The organism is Granulicella sp. L60 (assembly GCF_009765825.1).
GTDB lineage: Bacteria > Acidobacteriota > Terriglobia > Terriglobales > Acidobacteriaceae > Edaphobacter.
In genome coordinates, this window is record NZ_LMUR01000018.1 from 306597 (window position 1) to 325602 (window position 19006).

Sequence of the window (19006 nt, forward strand, 5' to 3'; positions counted from 1 at the left end):
TCTTCATTACCAGCGAATCGTGACTGTCTTCTGTACATAGCCATCGACATCCCCAGAGGCCGCGGGAAACGCAACGTTCAATTTAGACCTACCATCGAAGACCGTGGACAACTCTGCGTTTTCCGCGTGCGGACGTAACCGAGATTCATTGACGCGAATGGACATGCTCTGCGCGGATAATGCGGGAGCAGCCAGGAGCAGCGTGATCGATCGGTCATCGTACTGCTCTTTGAGCACCTTCATCTGGTGCGTCTCCGATCCAAAACTTGGTAGCTCGTGGCCGGTGTACACCTCAATCGGCTTTAGTGGCAGACGAAGCATTCCGTGGTCTTCCTTAGCTCCATCGATGTGCGACACGAGATGCAAGCCCGTGGCGGCTGGCCCAGTTGCTCTGACCACGAGAGACTGGCCTTCTCTACTAAAAGTGAGATCGAGTTGCGAGTCGCCGAAAGGAACGTGGTGAATGGTGGCCGTGTTCCAGTCTGCCGGAAGATGAGGGGTTACTGTGAGCGTATGATGTGGCACATCCCATTCCACGCCGAACATGCCACGCATGATCGGAGAGATGACCATGGCCGACGACCATAACTGATGTGCCGTGCTGCGGCCAAGCACCTGGTAGAAACGTCCGGAGAGCAGTTCAGTTGTTGCGCCAAGATCCTGCGACCAGGTAAGGTCGGCATTCTGCATCAGGTGCGCATAGGCGGAGAGCGAGTGGCCGGCTCGATATTCAGCAACGGAGACCCAGCCCGTGAACAGAGGCCACACCGATCCCTGATGGTAGCTGATGGGATCATAGAAGCTGACCTTGTCACTCAGGATGCGCGTACCCCAGTCTGTCGAGAACTCGCTGGAGGCCCACTGCTGCAGCATCGGTTCAGCATGCTTCAACTTATAGGTTCCGTCCCACCATGCCACGGATGGAAAGATAGTCGGGGTGTTGTCCGTCGTGCCGTCCTCATTGTGACTGAAGGCGTAGAAGCTTGTTTGTGGAAGATAGTATTCCTGCTCGATGACCTGCCGCAGATGCTGTGCGCGCTGATCGGCCTGTGCCGCAAGATCATCGTGTCCGCTGATTCGTGCGAGGTTAGCGAAGGCGGCGCTTGCCTGGGCGTCGAGGGTCGCGAGGTAGATCTCCTGGTGGGGCATGCTCGGTATCCATGATTCGACCCAGCCTGAGCCGACAGTATTGTTATAGATGCCGTCGCTCGAATCATGCGAGGTCTCGTACTTCCAAGCCAGCTCGAGTTGGCTCCAGTGCGAGGTTACGAAATCTTTGTCGCCGGTGATGTCAAAGTAATCCTTGACGATCATCTGCAGCAGGGGCGTGGCATCGCTCGAAGCATACTCATAAGGTAGCGACTTCCAGTCGACTAAGTCGGCGGTCTGAGACCACTCGTGAATCATCCTGCCGTCGGCTCCCTGGCGGCGAAGCAGAAATTCAATCTCTGATTTGAAGGTGGAAGTGTCCCCATAGCTATTCACCGCGTATAGCGACCATAGGGCGTCACGTCCGAAGAACCATCCAAAGCCCGGGCGAGCTGCATCTCCGGAGCCGACAAAGCCTGCGGTGAGTGCCTCTTCCTTCAGGTCAGGCGTAGTCTTTACACGTAACTGGTCGATGGCTGCGACCGCCCAGGTAAATGCTTCGTTCAGCTTCTGGTCGGGAGTGTCTATGCTGGTGTGAGTTGCCAGCAGATTGCGATAGTAAGCCTCATTTTTTGTGAAGAGCGACTGCGCGGATTGATTCAGCGAAGTAAGTGCATCTCCAAGAGCAGCCTTATTTGCGGTCTGCTCCGTACTACCAAAGCTCATCAGTAGAGGAAAGAGCTTGTTGCCGTCTTTTGCGGGATCGTAGTGCAGAACAAACTGTAGCGGCCAGGAACTCGCGCGCTCCTGATATGGAGCAAGTATTCCCGATTGAGCACCGGGCATCGCCAATGCGGCTGCGTTGTCTGGCAGATTGAGATGCAAAACGTAGTAGCCAGATTCTTTTCCGGTCGCTACCCACTCCGGCGAGGGAACATCGTCAGACGCCGCCGGCCACATTCTCTGCATCACCGGGTGAAGGCTGAAGGTGAGCGTCATCGGACGGATGGATTCGATCTGAAAGAAGACGAGCACGCCCGCCTGATCCGCAGACTCCTTGGGAGCGATCATGATCTGGCGAATGGTGAAGTTAGCGTGCGAGTAGGTAATGGTTGTCGCGTCTGGTTGCACATCGATCCATGCGGCATGATCGTTCACGTCGATGGGAACGGCATAGTCCTGCATGTTGGCGGTGATCTTCATTCCACTGAAGATCTTCCATGGAAAGAGCCACGCCTCGAAGCTTCCATCCTGTTGGCCGAGTAACGCACCACGCGGCCCTAGAACGGAGAATGGCTTAGTAGGTACAGCTTCACGCGAGATAAGAGGTAGATCAGATGCTTTCGTAGGAAACGCCGGCAGTGCAGACAAAGGCGCAATCGAAGTCTGCGACAGACCCGCAGTCGAACATAGAAATAACAGAAGTGCTGCCAGTCGTGTCATGTAATCGCTCAAACATCATCAGTGGGCTCAGCCACGTTAAATAAAGGGCTTCATAGAGCACAGATTAAAAGGGAGGAGCGAGCCGGCTGGCCCGCTCCCTTGTCTGTTGCTAGAACTGAAGTCGTCCAGCAAACTGCAGCCCTCGCATGGAACTTCCCAATTGTGATGAAACAACATCTGTGATGTAACCTGCCGTGCCGCCGCAGTCAACGCAACCGCTTGGGCCTGCGAGGTTGGGATGATTGAACAGATTGAAGGCCTGCGCCGTAAACTGCAGATTAACCCTCTCTGTAATAGCGAACTTTTTGGCCACGGAGAAGTCCGTATTGAAGAGTCCCGGTCCCCATAGTGAGTCGCGCTCAATGTTGCCGAAGGTTGCAATCTGAGGCCGCTGGTAGGCGCCTTCAACCTGTCCCGGCGTTGCTAGGGTCGGAACTTCATTGAAGAATTTGACCCGATGGGCAATTGGATCGAAGGAGCCAGCGCCCAGGCCAAAGTTATCACCGACCTTGTTAGGACGGCAGAGCGACCCGCCCTGACCATCGATATCCTGGTCCGAGGCGCAGAGCGCGTACGATGGTGTGAAGGGCAGACCGGTATCGGCACTGACGACTCCGTTGACGGAGAAGCCGCCGATAATCTCATTCACCCATCCCGGGACGTTGCCGCCGATCAGGTGTTTTTGACCGATCGGAAGATCCCAGTTACCCGACAGTACGAATACGTTCCGGCGGTTGTAGTAGCTGTTGCCATAGTCAGCGCGAGAGTTGATGAAGAAGTAGTCAGACTCGTTCGCCCGAGCATTCGACCAGGTGTAGTTCGACAGGATCTGGAAGCCCTGGCTGAAGCGTTTCTGGAAGACCACCTGCAGTGCATCGTAGCGTGTGGTTGCCTGGTTTGCGTTGTAACGAAGCTGCTGTGTCCAACCAAACGGGGAGCCAAATTTGACCCCCAGAGTCTGTGCGGTGCCGTCGAAGTAAGGCATACGCTCGAACTGAGTGTACGTTTGCCCGGTCGCAGGATTGATCTGGCCGAAGCCAGCCAGGGTCTGCTGGTTCGGATTCGCCTGGTTCGACGAGTCGAACATATTGTGAATACCATGGCTGCCTACATAACCGATCTGCAGGGAAGTGTCATGCGCAAACTGCTGCTGCACCATGACGTTCCAACTATCGAGAGTAGGAACCCGCATGGTTAGAGGGCGAGTCGGCTGCTGAATACCGTTCGGCAGCGCATAGTCGCCGCTGCTGGGAATCGCAGGGAAAGCATAGGGCGCGGGTCCTTGCGAAAGAGCGAGCGCATAGTAGTTGTTGTTGGGCGCATTGAAGTTCTGCACCACGGCAGTCGGGAAAGAGAAGGTCAGGACTTCGCCGAACGTATCACCCGACCAGCCCATGCCATACGTGCGGCCATAACCACCGCGCACCACCGTATTTTCATGGGGCTGCCATGCAATGCCAAGACGTGGAGCGATGTGAGCGTAGTCCATCGCCACATTCAAATTGTTGCCGTAAGGACCATATCCTGCGATACGGACGTTACCCGTGTTCAGGTCAAGCAGACCGCCCTGTCCTTTGCCCGCAACCGACTCCGGGAAGTAGAGTTCCCAGCGCAGACCATAGCTTATGGTGAGATTGTGTGTAGCGCGCCACTCGTCCTGTCCGTAGAAGAACATGCGCTTCTGACGCTCTGCAGCATTGGTGTTCTGGATCACAGTGCGGAAGAAGCTGGAAGTATCGCCAAGGAGAAAACTGGCATAGCCAACGCCTTGACTGACCGGCGGGCCGGTAGTCACACCGTCTCCAGTCGATCCTGCCGTAACCGAACTCGCATATTCGAACTGGCCGGAAAGTAGGTTGTTGTTGTTCACACCAACAAGATGATTCATCGCGTAGCGAATATCGCCGCCAAATTTGATGGTGTGATTACCTTGAACGCGAGTCCAGTTGTTGACTGCCTGAAACTGGCTCTCCGTCTGGAGATAGGTATTAGCCGATGTGCCGTAGGTGATGCTGCTGCTGCCGTTCGATCCATTGGCTGGAACTGCAATCTGGAACTGAGGAAGTCCACCGGTCAGCGATAGATCTCCCTGATTGACGCCTGGAATTCCCAACTGCGTTCCCAGAGGCTCAGTGTTATTCGGTCCCTCCTCATTGATGTGCAGCCGAACCCATCCAAAGCGGAAGTCGGTGAGCCACTTAGCGGACAAGGAGTAGTCGCCGCCTGCGGCAACGCTCTGATCCAAAGCCTGATCGGCTCCGGCAAAGTTGCCCGCTCCAAATCCGACGCCGCCGGCTGGCCCGAAGATCGCTGCTCCATTGAGATCTGAGTTGAAACGCGTATAGCGGCCAAAGGCATGCAGCTTCTGGGTGACCTGATCGTCGACGCGCACGTCGAACTGGTCAGTATTGAAACCGCCGGAGCCGGAAGCAAGATAGTTGTCGGTGATGCCAGTGCCATTGTTCGGGGCCGGCATCAGCTTCAGCAGATTGACTGCGGGCGCGGACAGCCGGTTCGCCTGAATGATATTTCCGGCAAAGGGAGTGCGTCCGGTTGGACCGGCAGGATTCGTCTCCGGATCATAGATCTGGTAGATCGAACCGGCGTTCAGGTAGTCGCTAAGGTTGCAGGCATTACCGGAGGTGCAGCTGCTCTTGGCGAGCGCGGTGGGTACGGTTGTCAGGACGGTGGTGCCCGTTTTTTCGCGTAGTCCCTGGTAATCGCCGAAGAAGAACAGCTTGTCCTTCTTGACTGGACCTCCTACCGAACCGCCAAACTGATTATGCAGGAACGACGGGATGTACTTGCCTGACAGCGGGTCAGGTGCGAACTGGGTGAAAGGATCGCGCGCCTGTTGCGCATCGGAACGGCGATATTCGAACGCCGAGCCGTGGAACGCATTGCTGCCCGACTTGGTCTGGGCCGAGACGATTCCGGCGACTGCGTTGCCCAACTCAGCGTCATAGTTCTGCGAGGTAACCTTCATCTCGGAGACGGCGTCGAGGTTCGGGTTGATAACCGCAACTCCTTGGATCGGGTCCTGGTTGTCGGTTCCGTCGAGCTGATACCCGGTTGCGAAGGGAAGCTGGCCGTTTACTTCAATCTGTTCACTCTGCTGAGGATTGGTCGACTGACCGACGCTCCAGCCGATATAGGTCGTACCGGGGGTCAGAAGCTCAAATGCCGTAAAGTTACGGTCAAGGTTTGGCAGATCCTGCACAGCACGCTCGTTCAGCACCGTACTGACATCGGCGCGGTCCGTCTGCAACAGCGGAGCTCCTGCGGAGACCTCGACACTGGTGGAGGTCTCTCCCAGTGCCATCTTGATGTCTACCTTGGGCGAAGTGTCCGCATACACGATGACGTTGCTGGCGGTCGTCTTCTCAAACCCCTGCAACTCCACCACAACGTTGTAAGTATCTGGAATCAAATGGTCGACACGGAACTCGCCGCTGCCATTTGACTGGGTCGTCACCGAAGTCCCCTTCGTGACATCGTTAATTGTAATCTTTGCGTTCGGGACAGATGCCCCGGTGGGATCCGATACGGTCCCATAGATGGAACCGTAGATCGCCTGTGCGATAAGCGCCGGACTCAAGAGAAGTGAGCCAACCAGCAATCCGGCAAGCCCCAGACCAACTCCGAACGAAGACCTTGCACTACGGAGCTGCCGCCCAAGGCTGAAAAGAAAAGTACTTTGCATGTCACTACCTCCAGAAATTTTGAAGCAAAATGTCGCAGGTTGAATTCATAACGCACTCATCAGGTGAGTGCTGCTTGGTGCTTTGATGTGCTAAACCGACTTAGTAGTCAGAAGATAATCAGTAAAAAATGAAATCGGATACTTCTCGACGACAAAGCTTCGGCTTTCATTTGCACTGTTGTCTACGTGTCTCACGGTGATTGACCCGTGAAAAACCCGTGTGTAATAATTTTTTGTTATGCCGCCTCCCTTGATAAAACAGGAGTTGAGTGAAGAAGCGCAGCGGCACCCTCATAGTGCGCTGGTGCTACGCGTCGCTGCGAGCCAGTGCTTCCACTCTTCCACAAGACTCAAGGAATTCCTGTTTTATGTCGCGGACTGCGCTCTTAGGAACGCTCCCGATGAGGCGACCGAGCAGCCCATAGGCATTAATGTGTTCCAGCGCCTCCCCGGTTATAACTCCGGAGAAGACAGCATCGTCCGCACCCAGGCCCGGGCGCTACGCCAAAAGTTGAATGAATATTTCACCGGCGAAGGGGAGCACGAGGAGTTCATTATTGAAATACCAAAAGGTCATTACCTTCCGGTATTTCAGCCGCGCCATCCCGCTGTCGAACTCCCGCCACCTACTCAGATAACAGTGGTGCCAGTAGAAGCAGATCCTCAGACACCTGCAAATCTCCCCCTAATCGAACCGGTTGCTGAAAAAAAGAGAAGCTGGGCAACCTTGTCAGCGTTTGTAGGCATCGTAGTTTTACTTGGGCTATTTGTATTTTGGCCACTCCGCTCTCACAAGACATCTGCGATTGATCGGTTCTGGGGACCGTTTTTATCGGATAACGATTCACTCGTCATATATAGCAACGCTGTATTTACCGGCGATTCGACGAATGGCCTCAAATACGCCGCCCCGGAAAATATTCCGCAGGATCCCCTGTCCGATCATTATGTCGTCACCTATACAGGCGTAGGCGAACTAAACAGCGTCTACAATCTGACACGTCTATTCGACAGTCATCATGCTAGCTTCAAGCTCAAACGAAGCCTGCTCGTGACCTGGGACGAGGCCCAGTTAAGCAATCTCATCTTCATCGGTTCGGTTGCCGAGAACCCCTCGCTCCGCATGCTCCCCCCAGACTCCGACTTCACCATGACAGCAAGCAATGGTACGGCGGGATTCATCAACCATCACCCGAAGCCGGGCGAACAGCCATTCTATAGCCGTCCTGAGCATCCATTCATTACGGACTACGCCATGGTGGCGCTCTTGCCAGGTCTGCAGAACGGGAAGAAGATGCTCGTCTTCAGCGGCTTGACCACGCTGGGCACAGAGGCCGCCGTCGAATTCGCGTCTCGCCCCGACACTCTCGACCAGCTACTCGTGGCAGTCTCAGGTCCTAAGGGGGAGGTCCGTCCCTTTGAGGCGCTCATCGAGACAACCATCGGAGGCGGCGTCCCGATGCAAACCAAGCTGGTCGCCGTTCACAAACACTAGATTCCTACTGAACGGATTGCAGTTTGAGTTCGCTACCCGCATGAATCTTCGAGGCAGCGTCAAACTCGGCCTTGGCGTCGGCTTCTTTCCCCAGGCTGCGGTAAGCCTGTCCCAACAACGTATGAGTGATGAAGTTCGAAGGATCCATCTTCTCCGCGTGCTTCAGATACATGGACGCGTTCTCAGGATCGTTCCTCCGCAGCAACACCTTCCCCATCAGAAGAAACGGCCCCGTGCTCGACGTATCGAGCGCCAGCGACTGCATCAAGGCCTCCTGCGCCTGATCGTACTTCCCAACCTTGATATACGCGTCCGCCAGCCTCTCGTAGATAGGAGCGTACGACGGATTAAGCTTTCGCTCCGCCTCGAACTGGGTGATCGCCTCGAGGATATTGGACTTATACAGAGCAACTTCGCCAATCAGCAGATGCGCCAGCGGTAGGCCCGGCGTGATGGTTAGCGCCTTCTGCGCCGCCTCAGCACCCTGATCCGGCAGATTCGCCGTGCTCAGCATCCTGGCCAGGATCAGATACGCCGCACCACTCTCGGCAGGCAGTGCATACTCCGTCGCGAACGCCGAACGCGCAGCATCGATCTTGCCGCTATTCAGATAGCACAATCCCAGCACATGACTGGCGTCCGCATTCACATTAGGACTCCACGTCTTGACTCGCTCAAGATAGGGAATCGCCGCAGCAGGCTGTCCGAGTCGATAGAGCGTCAGACCCTGAAGCTGTACCGATTCCAGATCGTGAGAGTCCGCCGCGATGGCACGTTCAAAGGCCTGCCTGGCGGAGATCAGCTTACCCGCCCGATAGTAGGCCAGCCCAAGATCGTGCTGCACGCCCTTCTGATTTGGATTTGCCGCCGCCATTTTTTCGAGCGCCGCGATTGCATCTGCAGACTTTCCACGCTGCATCTCCTCCACCGCCTGTTGCTGCTCCGTATTTACGGGTGGCGCAGCCGACGCTGGAGCCTGCGCATGAGCAGCAGGCAAGGAGAACAGGATAGTAAAAAGTATAAACAGAGAACGACGCATCACATCTTCAAGGATAACCCTAACAGCTACGAACCGTGCTCGACCCATGATGATACCATGGCGAAATGTCGGTGCTCTGGCGACTCTCCGCCCTCCTTCTCTTCTGGTCGGCAATCGTCTCCGCGCAGCGAGCGCCCGCACCGCCCTATCCGCCTGACCCTACGCACAAAGGCCCAGCGTGGTTCGCCGATATTGCTCCCAATGCCGGCCTGACCATGCTGAACGTTAACGGCGACACCGCCACAAAAAAATACATTATCGAAACCACCGGCAGCGGCGTAGCTATCCTCGACTACGATCACGACGGCTGGCCCGACATCTTCTTCGTCAACGGCGACGCCTTCGACTTCGAACCCGGCCATGCCATCGGCCACACCAACCATCTCTATCACAACAATCACGACGGCACCTTCACCGATGTCACCAAAGCCGCGGGTCTCGCCACCACAGGATGGGGCCAGGGCGTATGTGTGGGTGACTACGACAACGACGGCTACGACGACCTCTACGTCACCTACTACGGAAAGAACCGCCTCTTTCACAACCAGCGCGATGGAACGTTCAAGGACGTAAGCGAACAAGCAGGCGTAACCGGCACCGGCAAAGAGTGGGGCACGGGCTGCGCTTTTGTCGACTACGACCGCGACGGCAAGCTCGATCTAATGGTCTCCAACTACGTTCACTTCGATCTAGCCACGATTCCCAAGCCAGGCGAAGGCGTTATGTGCATCTGGAAGGGCACGCCGGTAATGTGTGGACCGCGCGGTCTGCCCTCCGTTCCCAACACGCTCTTTCACAACACTGGCGACGGCCACTTCACCGATGTCAGTAAGAGCAGCGGCATCGAAAAGACCTTTGGCCACTACTGTTTCAGCGTGTCTACCATCGACTATAACGACGATGGCTGGCCCGATATGTACGTCGCCTGCGACAGCACCCCGAGCATTCTCTATCGCAATAACCACGACGGCACCTTCACCGATGTTGCCGCGGAAGCAGGCGTGGCATACGACGAAGATGGCCGCGAACAGGCTGGAATGGGGTCTGCCATCGGCGACTACGATGGCGATGGACGTCCCGATATCTTCAAGACCAACTTCTCCGATGATGTCTCCTCGCTCTACCGCAACACTGGCGACGGCTCCTTCACCTCGACCATCCAGCAGGCCGGACTTGGACTTAACACGCAGTATCTTGGCTGGGGAGTCTCCTTCTTCGACGCAGAAAACGATGGCTGGCCTGACTTGCTGTTAGTTAACGGCCACGTCTATCCAGAGGTCGATAGCGCGCATCTCGGCTCGACCTACAAGCAGCCGTGCCTGTTCTACTGGAACACCGGCAAGGCGACGTTTCAAGATCTGAGCAAAAGCGCAGGGCCAGGCTGCACCGCGGTAGCATCGAGCCGCGGTCTGGCTGTAGGCGATCTCTGGAACGACGGTCGTGTCTCAGTAGTCGTCAACAACATGGGCAGCACGCCGAAGCTACTGGTCAACCTGGCGCCGAACCAAAACCATTGGCTTGGGCTTTCGCTCCATGGCACACAATCAAATCGCGACGCGATCGGCGCCAAAGTAACCATCGCGGTCTCAGGTCGAAGCTATGTGCAGGAAGTTCGTAGCGGTTCCAGTTACATATCCAGCAACGATCTGCGTCTGCACTTCGGCCTCGGAGTGTCAAAGACAATCGATCACATCAACGTGCGTTGGCCAAACGGAGAGCAAGAGCAATTTCCCGGTGGCTCCGTCGATCGCTTCCTGTCGCTCACCGAAGGCGCAGGCAAACCGGTTCAATAGACCATTACCGTCTGGCATCGCAGTACTGTGGTCTGACTTGAATCTGAGCCAGCAGCCCCTTTGCCTTCTCATTATCCGGCGAAAACGCGATCACCCGCTCGAGCGCCGCAGTCGCGGTTGCCCGGTCGTGCAGCATACAGGCGGCAAGCGCGAGATTGGTTCCTGCCGCAGTCTCGCCCGGATCGTCCTTTGAAACCTGCCGCCACAATCTCACAGCTTCATCTAACCGACGCGACCGTGCATACAGCACAGCAAGATCTCCGGCAGCGACGCTGTTCGTCGGATCCACAGCCAGAGCAGCCTTGTACTCCCGTTCTGCTCCTGCTGCATCGCCGCTCGCCAGATCCAGATACCCAAGCTGAGCATGAAGCGCAGCATCGGTCTTCGACTTGCCTGCAGCTTGCTCCTCGTGCGCGGCATTCGTCAGCAAGCGTCGTGCTTCAGTCGTCGCGACGGCATCTCCGTGCAGCGCGAGTTGCGCATAAGCTAACCCGAGCGCACGATCGCTGACCGGTTCACCCGCCACAGCCATCAATGTCTCCGCTCGATGATCCTGCTCACTACGCTGTCCGCTTGGTCGCTTCTGGATGAAATGATCCGTGACTTGTTCATGCGCGATATCTTCCGCCTTCTCTCGCGCCATATGGCATGTCGTGCAGTCCTGAGTATCAGGGTGATGACGCGAGGCAAACGACGGTTCGTTATGGCAGCTCAAACATCTACTTCGATAGTATCCAACGCGCTCCGCCGGTGACGGAGTGCTATGCGGATCGTGACAGGTAGTGCATGTGAGTCGTCCATCGCTCTTGCGAAAGCACGCACTCTGCAACAACGCCTCCCACTGACTAGTCGCGCGGCCATTCGAACCTACTTCGCCAGCATGCACAAAAAACTGCACATCCTCCGAGAGATAATCGCCCGGCTTGAACATCTGTAGCGAACGGCCAGGCTTGTTGACCGCGATCTCGCCCTCTAGATGGCACTGAAGGCAAACCGAGATCTTACGGTTTCCTGGCAGCGAATCCAGCTTCATGATCGGGCCGCGCCCACCCTGCGCGACGTGCGCCGTCGTATCGCCATGACACGACTCGCAAGTAATGCCCCCATGCAAAAAGGGCTCTTCCGCAAAGTGATTCCGGCTGCCCGGCAGCGAAGGCTGTCCTCCGCTGGTGTGGCAATGCAGACACGTCGAATCCACCGGCAGCGTAAACGGCATCTCCCGCGCATCGAGCGATTTGGGATTCATATCCCACACCTCTTTTTTGCTGTACCAGTTCACAGGACTCTCGAACCAGAATCCGTCGTGCTGAAATAGGTAAGTTCGACCACGGTTTCCCGACCCAATAAAATACTTCAGTTGTTGCTCGCCTGATACTTCCCGCCCCGGCGCTGCGTCTGCACGCGCATACGAAAGCCATGCCTGGCCATCGCGCGCAAACAGCTTGTAACTAACCCCTGAAGTCTTATGGACAAACTTTCCCGGCAGTAGCCCATCGACCGCATCCCCACTGGCATGCGCCATCGGTGTTCGTTGATATCGGTCATAGAGCTGCTCATGACAGTTGCGACAGATCGCATCCGGGTCTTTTATCGGACCGCTCGCCTCAACCCGAGGCGTTGCCTGTAGTAGCCAGACCAACCCAACCATCGCAATGAGACCGAGTGTCGCCAGACAGCGTGCAACCACAGCGGTCCTCGCCCGGTCAGACGATCGTCTTTGTTTGCTCTGTTGTTCGTAGAACATACTGCACGTTGGCCCGCCGTCCTGCCTAGAATACCGCAGCCGTCCACTTGGTTGCCTATCACGCGTGTGTCATAACAAATCGATATGCCAAAGCCCACTGACGCGACACGACCATCACTTCGGACTACGATTGACGGCAGGAGCAGCCCATGTCCCCCGACATCACACGAAGAAGATTCATGCAAACCTCCGCCGCCTTGGTGGTTCACCAAGCAGTTCCCAAAATCACTCCGGCGGATCAGCCTCTGCAGGAGGTGGAGTACGCGCAGGTCCGTTTCACCAGCCCTGCCCACATCGCACAACTCGAAGAGACCCACACCATCCTCATGGGCCTCAGCGACGACAGCCTGCTGAAGCCTCTACGCGCCATGGTCGGCCAACCTGCGCCCGGCGAAGAACTCGGCGGTTGGTATCAGTACATGCTGAACTTCGACCCCGGCAAGACCGACGCCGGCCTCGCCCCCAGTGCAACCTTCGGTCAGTGGGTCTCGGCGCTCTGTCGCTATCACGCGATCACCGGAGACACCGCGTCCCGCGACAAAGTACTTCGGCTGAATCGTCTTTATCGCCAGACCATCGCACCCGTCTACTACGAGAACAATCGTTTCCCCGCCTACTGTTTCGATAAGCTGGTCTGCGGCCTTATGGACTCTCACCGACTCGTCCAAGATCCAGACGCCTTCGCAATACTGAACGAAACCTATGATGCCGCCCAGAAGCAACTCCCCGGCCACGCCATCGATCGCGAGATCAACTGGCGGCCGGGCAAGGACAACTCGTGGAGTTGGGACGAGAGCTACACCATGCCCGAGAACCTCTACCTGGTCTACAGCATGGGCGCCGGCTCCCGCTATCTCGACATGGCGAAGCAGTATCTCGACGATGCCACCTACTTCGACCCACTCGCACGCGGCGAAAACGTGCTCGGCAAGAAACACGCCTACAGCTACGTCAACGCACTCTGCTCAGCCATGCAGGCCTACCTCATCGGTGGCAGCGAAAAGCATCTGGCCGCCGCCCGCAACGGCTTCGACATGCTCCAACAGCAGAGCTTCGCCACCGGCGGCTGGGGACCAGACGAGCTCCTCCGCAAGCCAGGTTCGGAAGAGGTCTTCGCCAGCCTCACAAAGTCGCACAACAGCTTCGAGACACCGTGCGGCTCCTACGCCCACATGAAGCTCACCCGCTATCTGCTGCGAGTCACGCGTGACGGCCGCTACGGCGACAGCATGGAGCGCATCATGTACAACACCGCCCTTGGCGCAAAGCCGCTTCAGCCCGACGGACACGCTTTCTACTACTCGGACTACAACCTGAAAGGGAAGCGTGTCTACTCCGACCACCGCTGGCCCTGCTGCTCCGGCACTCTGCCCCAAGTCGCCACGGACTATGGCATCAACACCTATCTTCGCGATCCCTCCTCCGTCTGGGTCAACCTCTACATCCCCTCGGTATTTCAGTTCGATCACCACGACGTCGCGTTCAAGCTGGAGCAGAGCGGCGATTACCCGTTTGCCGACACCATCACATTCAACATCACAGCTTCTCGCCCAGCAGACCTTACACTTCGCCTTCGTATCCCTGCATGGTCCAGCAATCCGCGTATCGACGTGAACGGCCAATCCGTTCCAGTCACCGCCACAAAGGGCTTTGCCATCGTAAGCCGAACCTGGAAGACCGGAGACGTTCTCACACTCACTCTTCCTGCAACTCTGCGGCTCGAACCGATCAGCCTCGCTCACTCCGAAACCGCGGCGCTCCTCTACGGCCCACTCGTTCTCTTCGCCATCACCAGCGACGCACCCCCCATAACGCGCTCCCAAGCCTTAGCAGCCCATCGCGTCAGCCCCACCGAGTGGTCCATCGAAACAGCAGCCTCCCCACTCCGTCTCCTGCCGTTCACCCACGTCGGCGACGCCCCCTACACCGCCTATCTGACCTACCCAAAGACGTAGCGCCCACATAGGTCTCTGCATAGGCCACCGCAAGTGGCCAATACAGCTTTGTAACAAACAGAGCTTGCCATGCCGTCTCCTTCGCCTAAACTTAAAGAGAACGACGTATCCCACCCTGGGAGCCGCGAAACCATCAACAGCACCGAAAGGAAGATCCTTTGTCCGAACCTGTCAAACCAACCCGTCGTCCGATGAACCCTCATTTCTCTTCCGGCCCATGCGCCAAGCGGCCCGGCTGGCAGCCTGCGGCGTTGGCGGACGCGCTCGTCGGTCGCTCCCATCGCTCGAAGCCGGGAAAAGCCAAGCTCAACGAGGTCATCGAACTGACGCGCAGCATCCTCGGCATTCCAGACGGCTATCGCATCGGCATCGTTCCCGGATCAGACACCGGCTCAGTGGAGATGGCGCTCTGGTCCATGCTCGGTGCGCGTGGCGTTGACGTTCTGGCGTGGGAGAGCTTCGGCAAGGAGTGGGTCACAGACATCACCAAGCAACTCAAGCTCCCCGACACCCGTGTCTTCGAGGCACCGTACGGAGAGCTTCCAGACCTGACCAAGGTATCTCCCGATCACGACGTCATCTTCACCTGGAACGGTACGACCTCAGGCGTCCGCGTGCCCAACGGCGATTGGATCTCCGACCAGCGCGAAGGCCTCACCATCTGCGACGCGACCTCGGCTGCATTCGCCATGCAGCTTCCGTGGAACAAGCTCGACGTCATCACCTGGTCCTGGCAGAAGGTCCTCGGCGGAGAGGGCGCGCACGGCATGCTCGTTCTCAGCCCGCGTGCGGTGGCGCGTCTCGAAAGCTACACGCCCGATCGTCCTCTGCCAAAGATCTTCCGCATGACAAAAGGCGGCAAGCTCATCGAAGGAATCTTCGAAGGCGAAACCATCAACACGCCATCCATGCTCGCCGTTGAAGATGCAATCGACGGTCTGCGTTGGGCTCAATCCGTTGGCGGCCTGCCGGAACTCATCCGCAGATCGGAGAGCAATCTCGCCGCAGTCGTCGATCGGCAGGGAAAGAGCAAGTGGTTCGACTTTCTCGCGCAACGCCCGGAGACTCGCTCCTGCACCTCGATCTGCCTTCGCATCGTCGCTCCGAAGATCGCTGCACTCGATCTTGAGCAACAGGCAAAGTTCGTAAAAGATATCGCGAGCTATCTCGAAAAAGAGGGTGTCGCGTACGATATCGCCTCCTATCGCGACGCGCCTCCCGGCCTGCGGATATGGGGTGGCGCAACCGTCGAAACAAAAGACATGGAAGCGATTCTGGACTGGCTTGACTACGCCTTCAACACAAAAAGCGCCTAGACATTCATCCAGATAACAGACCTTCATGAGCCTCAGCCTGCTGACCGATACACCACAGCCAGCAGGCTGATCTCATGAGCAATCTGCTAAAAATCAATAGCGCAGCCTAAGCCTGTTTCGCTTGCCACAGCCCAAGAGTCGCTCCCGTGGGATCGAGGATAATGCTGAACCATCCCATCCCCGGAACCTCCGTAACATCGCGCATGATCTTCGCACCTAGACTGGCCGCCTTCTCGGTGGAGACGTGAATGTCGTCCACCGAGATGTAGGTAAGCCACGCTGAAGGTGCGCCGGGAACAGGATGTTGCGCGATCGCGCCGCCCGGTCCTTCGCCAGGTTTGATGAACGTATAGGAGCCACCGGAGCCCATCTCCATATCACTCAGCTCCCACGAAAAGAGACTGGTGTAGAAGTTCTTGGCCTTGGCGGTATCGGTGGTGTTCAGTTCGAGATGACAGAATGGGTTTGCCATAGACGCCTTTCGAATGCGGAAGTAGTGACTAGGTGGCCCGTCGAACAAGATAGATGAAGTGAGATTCTACGCCGGAACGTCCACGAATGTCCCAGTAGAAATTGTGCGACCAGACAACTTCAGGCAAAGTTTATTCGTCGTTCTAACGCGGCGTCAACGTCAGGGTGTGAGTCGTGGCAGCGTCCACCGCCGCATGGCTAAACGGCAGCGAGAAGGTGGTGCCGTGATACCACGCATGCCACTGATCGAGGAACCACGGGCTCGCCGGATTGGAAGACTCTCCAAGGACAAGATTGAGCGTACTGTCGTCGAAGTTCGCGAAGTCCGCAGTGAACCGTTCTGATGGTCCGAAGGTATGGCCGACCTGTTTGATGGTCGTACCGTCGCCGCTCTGGGGCTGGTCACCAGTGCCGATCGGCACCCCAATCAGGCGTTGCAGCAGCGCGGACTGTCCGTAGATAGGATGTTCGATATCGACAGTGTGGATGTGGCCATAACGCCAGGTGGAGAGATCATGTGGAGCATGGCCTTCCACCAGCCCCCGCGCAACAGCCGCCGTAAGCAGGTCGTCCCAGTTGGAGTATCGGGAGGAGAGCCAGCGCGCAGGCGTGTGCATGATCAGCCACTCTTCGGCGTACGCCTTATTGCTCCAGGTATAGAGTGCCGCGAGGTCCTCCGGTTTCGTATCGCTGGCGTGTTCGGCCTGTGACTGTCCCGGCTGTGGCAACGCCTGCGGATCAAGCAGAAGCGGCCAGAGCGCGGTGCGAGCGGCAGAGACAATGGTCGGTGCCGCGGCGTCCGTATCCATGCTCCCGTTCCAGTCGCGGAGAAGGTCTGCAGCCTGGTGCAGACGCTTGTCATGGGTAAAGTCGGGCTTGGAAGCATGATCGATGGCGTACGCCAGACGCTCAGCGATGACGTGGTCGAGATCGGAGTACACATCGGTCTGGATAGCAAGCATGTCAGACGGCGTGAGGTGATCTTTCGTAGCGATGGAGCGCTCCGAGAGAAGCTTCCAGATGCGCTCGTTGCGATAAGGAGCAGACCAGTCCAGCGTGATCGGATACGGATAGTCGTCCGCAGTAACCCGCGCATTCGCCGTTGCAAGAATTCCGTTAGGCGGGTCTACAGCCTGCGGAAGCTTGTCGTATGGAATATTCGCCACCCACTCCTGCGTGGTGTCGAGCGCGTCCGACGGCACAGGACTGATAGCAGCAGGTGCAGCGACGCTGCCGCGAATCGGAATCCTTCCCACCGCGTGGTAACCGATGTGACCCTGATCGTCCGCGTAGACCAGGTTCTGTGCGGGACCACCAAAGGTAGAGAAGGCATTGACCAGGCTGGAACCATCAACTGCGCTGTCCATTGCTAGAAAAGACGGCGTCACATTAGCAGGATCATAGATCGTCCAGCGCAACGAGAGCGTACGCTTCTCCGACGGCAGTATCCCCGTGAGAACCGGTGTAACCGCAGCGCCATGCTGTGTCGCCTGCACATCCAGCACAACGTCTTTGCCGCCCTTGACGTGAATGGTCTCCTGCTGATGAAGCACGGGCCGCCAGCCCCCGTCAGCCGCCTGATATTCAGCTGATGAGCCTGCACCACGCATATGTTCGATGTAAACGTCTTGCACCGTCGCACCCAGATTGGTGAATCCCCACGCAACATGCTCATTGTGTCCGACGATGACGAACGGAACCCCCGGCAGCGATACGCCCGTGACATGCAGCCCACCAGTTAAAGTCGACGCCTCAAGATCCGCCTGATACCAGATGCCGGGCACCCCATGCGCCAGATGCATATCGTTCGAGAGCAGCGGCTTTCCCGTAGCCGTATGCGCCCCGGAGACAACCCAGTCGTTCGACCCCGAAAAACAACCATCGCACACAGGATTCTTAAGCGTCTCTTCAAGCGCCGCAAGATCACCCGGACTCGCCGTCTCCCCAACCGGAGCCACCGGCCTCGCCAGCCTCGACTGAGACTCATCCAGCGGAACATCAGGAATATCGGTCTGCGGCGCCGTCAGGTCAACCACAGGCTGCGCCGGCGGATGGTCGCGCCACGTCTCCACCGGATAAAGATCAGCGATCAAATGCGCAGGCAGCCGCGCCGTCAGCGCCTCCCGGCTAAGCTCCATCGAAAAGCTGTTCGTCAGGTCCTGAAACATCACCAGCCCCACCAGGATGCTGTCCCGTGGCGTCCACGGCGACGGCTCATAGCGCAGAATGCGAAACTCAAGCGGAAGATGCGAACGCTGCGCCTCCATGGACGCATTGACCCCCTCCGCATACTGCTCCAGCAGATGAAGCTGCTCCGGCGGCAGCGTCGCCAGCGCACGATCCGCCGACGCACGAAGCTGCAACGTCCTCTGCAAACGATCATGCGCCACCAGCGAAGCCCCAAGCACCTCCGCAAGACTCCCCGCAGCATGTCGCCGCAGCGCATCCATCTGCCACAACCGGTCCTGTGCGGTCACATAGCCCTGCGCCATCAGCAGATCGTCCAGCGACGCCGCCCGAATATGAGGCACCCCATGCGCATCGCGCTGCACGCTGACAGCAACCGAGAGCCCTGGAATCGCAACGCTTCCATCCAACTGCGGCAGCGAGCCCTTCAGAGCCTGCCGAACCCAGTGCCTCCCAGCGAACAAACCCACAACCGTCCCCACAACCACCAGCACAGTAAGGACAGCCACAGTCCGAAAGAAGATGCGCCGGCGCAATGCCGTCAGCGAACTCACAGAATCAGCGTCGTCTGCGGGGATAGGGTCGTAGAGAGTCATGCCTGATCGCAAGTGTAAATGGAGCATGTCGACCAGAGGAGTACGCCTTTGGCTGCATTGCCCTAACTCCTCCCTACACGAAGTCAGCCGAAAAATCGGCGAACAGCCGTTTAATTTGTTTTACTGAAGGCGGCACTCCGAGCCTGGAAAGATCTCACGAAGCCAGGCAGCTATG

Annotated in this window: 10 protein-coding genes; 4 read left to right on the plus strand and 6 right to left on the minus strand. The window is 57.4% G+C overall.

What is annotated here, in order from left to right:
• Window positions 1-6: 6 nt before the first annotated feature.
• Entirely contained in the window at window positions 7-2532 is a 2526-nt protein-coding gene (locus tag GSQ82_RS11725) for an amylo-alpha-1,6-glucosidase (protein ID WP_158792469.1), read from the minus strand.
• Window positions 2533-2641: 109 nt separating this feature from the next.
• The gene (locus GSQ82_RS11730) at window positions 2642-6235 is read right to left on the minus strand and encodes a TonB-dependent receptor (RefSeq protein ID WP_158792470.1); all 3594 of its coding nucleotides are present in this window, start codon (window positions 6233-6235) and stop codon (window positions 2642-2644) included.
• Between the two features lie 265 nt (window positions 6236-6500).
• On the opposite strand from GSQ82_RS11730, the gene GSQ82_RS11735 reads away from it, so the two are divergent.
• On the plus strand, window positions 6501-7730 hold the full coding sequence (locus tag GSQ82_RS11735) for a hypothetical protein (protein ID WP_158792471.1): 1230 nt from the start codon (window positions 6501-6503) through the stop codon (window positions 7728-7730).
• A 4-nt stretch (window positions 7731-7734) separates the two neighbouring features.
• On the opposite strand, the gene GSQ82_RS11740 is transcribed toward GSQ82_RS11735, so the two are convergent.
• The gene (locus GSQ82_RS11740; RefSeq protein ID WP_158792472.1) at window positions 7735-8769 is read right to left on the minus strand and encodes a tetratricopeptide repeat protein; all 1035 of its coding nucleotides are present in this window, start codon (window positions 8767-8769) and stop codon (window positions 7735-7737) included.
• A gap of 65 nt (window positions 8770-8834) precedes the next feature.
• Here GSQ82_RS11740 and GSQ82_RS11745 point away from each other — a divergent pair, with 65 nt between their 5' ends.
• A complete protein-coding gene (locus GSQ82_RS11745; protein WP_158792473.1) occupies window positions 8835-10562 on the plus strand; it encodes a CRTAC1 family protein in 1728 nt (575 codons plus the stop codon).
• Between the two features lie 4 nt (window positions 10563-10566).
• On the opposite strand, the gene GSQ82_RS11750 is transcribed toward GSQ82_RS11745, so the two are convergent.
• The gene (locus GSQ82_RS11750; protein ID WP_158792474.1) at window positions 10567-12249 is read right to left on the minus strand and encodes a tetratricopeptide repeat protein; all 1683 of its coding nucleotides are present in this window, start codon (window positions 12247-12249) and stop codon (window positions 10567-10569) included.
• A gap of 206 nt (window positions 12250-12455) precedes the next feature.
• Between GSQ82_RS11750 and GSQ82_RS11755 the strand changes: the two genes are divergently transcribed.
• A complete protein-coding gene (locus GSQ82_RS11755) occupies window positions 12456-14261 on the plus strand; it encodes a beta-L-arabinofuranosidase domain-containing protein (RefSeq protein WP_158792475.1) in 1806 nt (601 codons plus the stop codon).
• A 158-nt stretch (window positions 14262-14419) separates the two neighbouring features.
• Window positions 14420-15577, plus strand: a complete 1158-nt coding sequence (locus GSQ82_RS11760; protein ID WP_158792476.1) for a phosphoserine transaminase — start codon at window positions 14420-14422, stop codon at window positions 15575-15577.
• Between the two features lie 106 nt (window positions 15578-15683).
• On the opposite strand, the gene GSQ82_RS11765 is transcribed toward GSQ82_RS11760, so the two are convergent.
• Window positions 15684-16049: a VOC family protein gene (locus GSQ82_RS11765; protein ID WP_158792477.1), complete on the minus strand. Its 366-nt coding sequence runs from the start codon at window positions 16047-16049 to the stop codon at window positions 15684-15686.
• A 142-nt stretch (window positions 16050-16191) separates the two neighbouring features.
• Window positions 16192-18831, minus strand: a complete 2640-nt coding sequence (locus tag GSQ82_RS11770; protein WP_158792478.1) for a penicillin acylase family protein — start codon at window positions 18829-18831, stop codon at window positions 16192-16194.
• Window positions 18832-19006 lie beyond the last annotated feature (175 nt).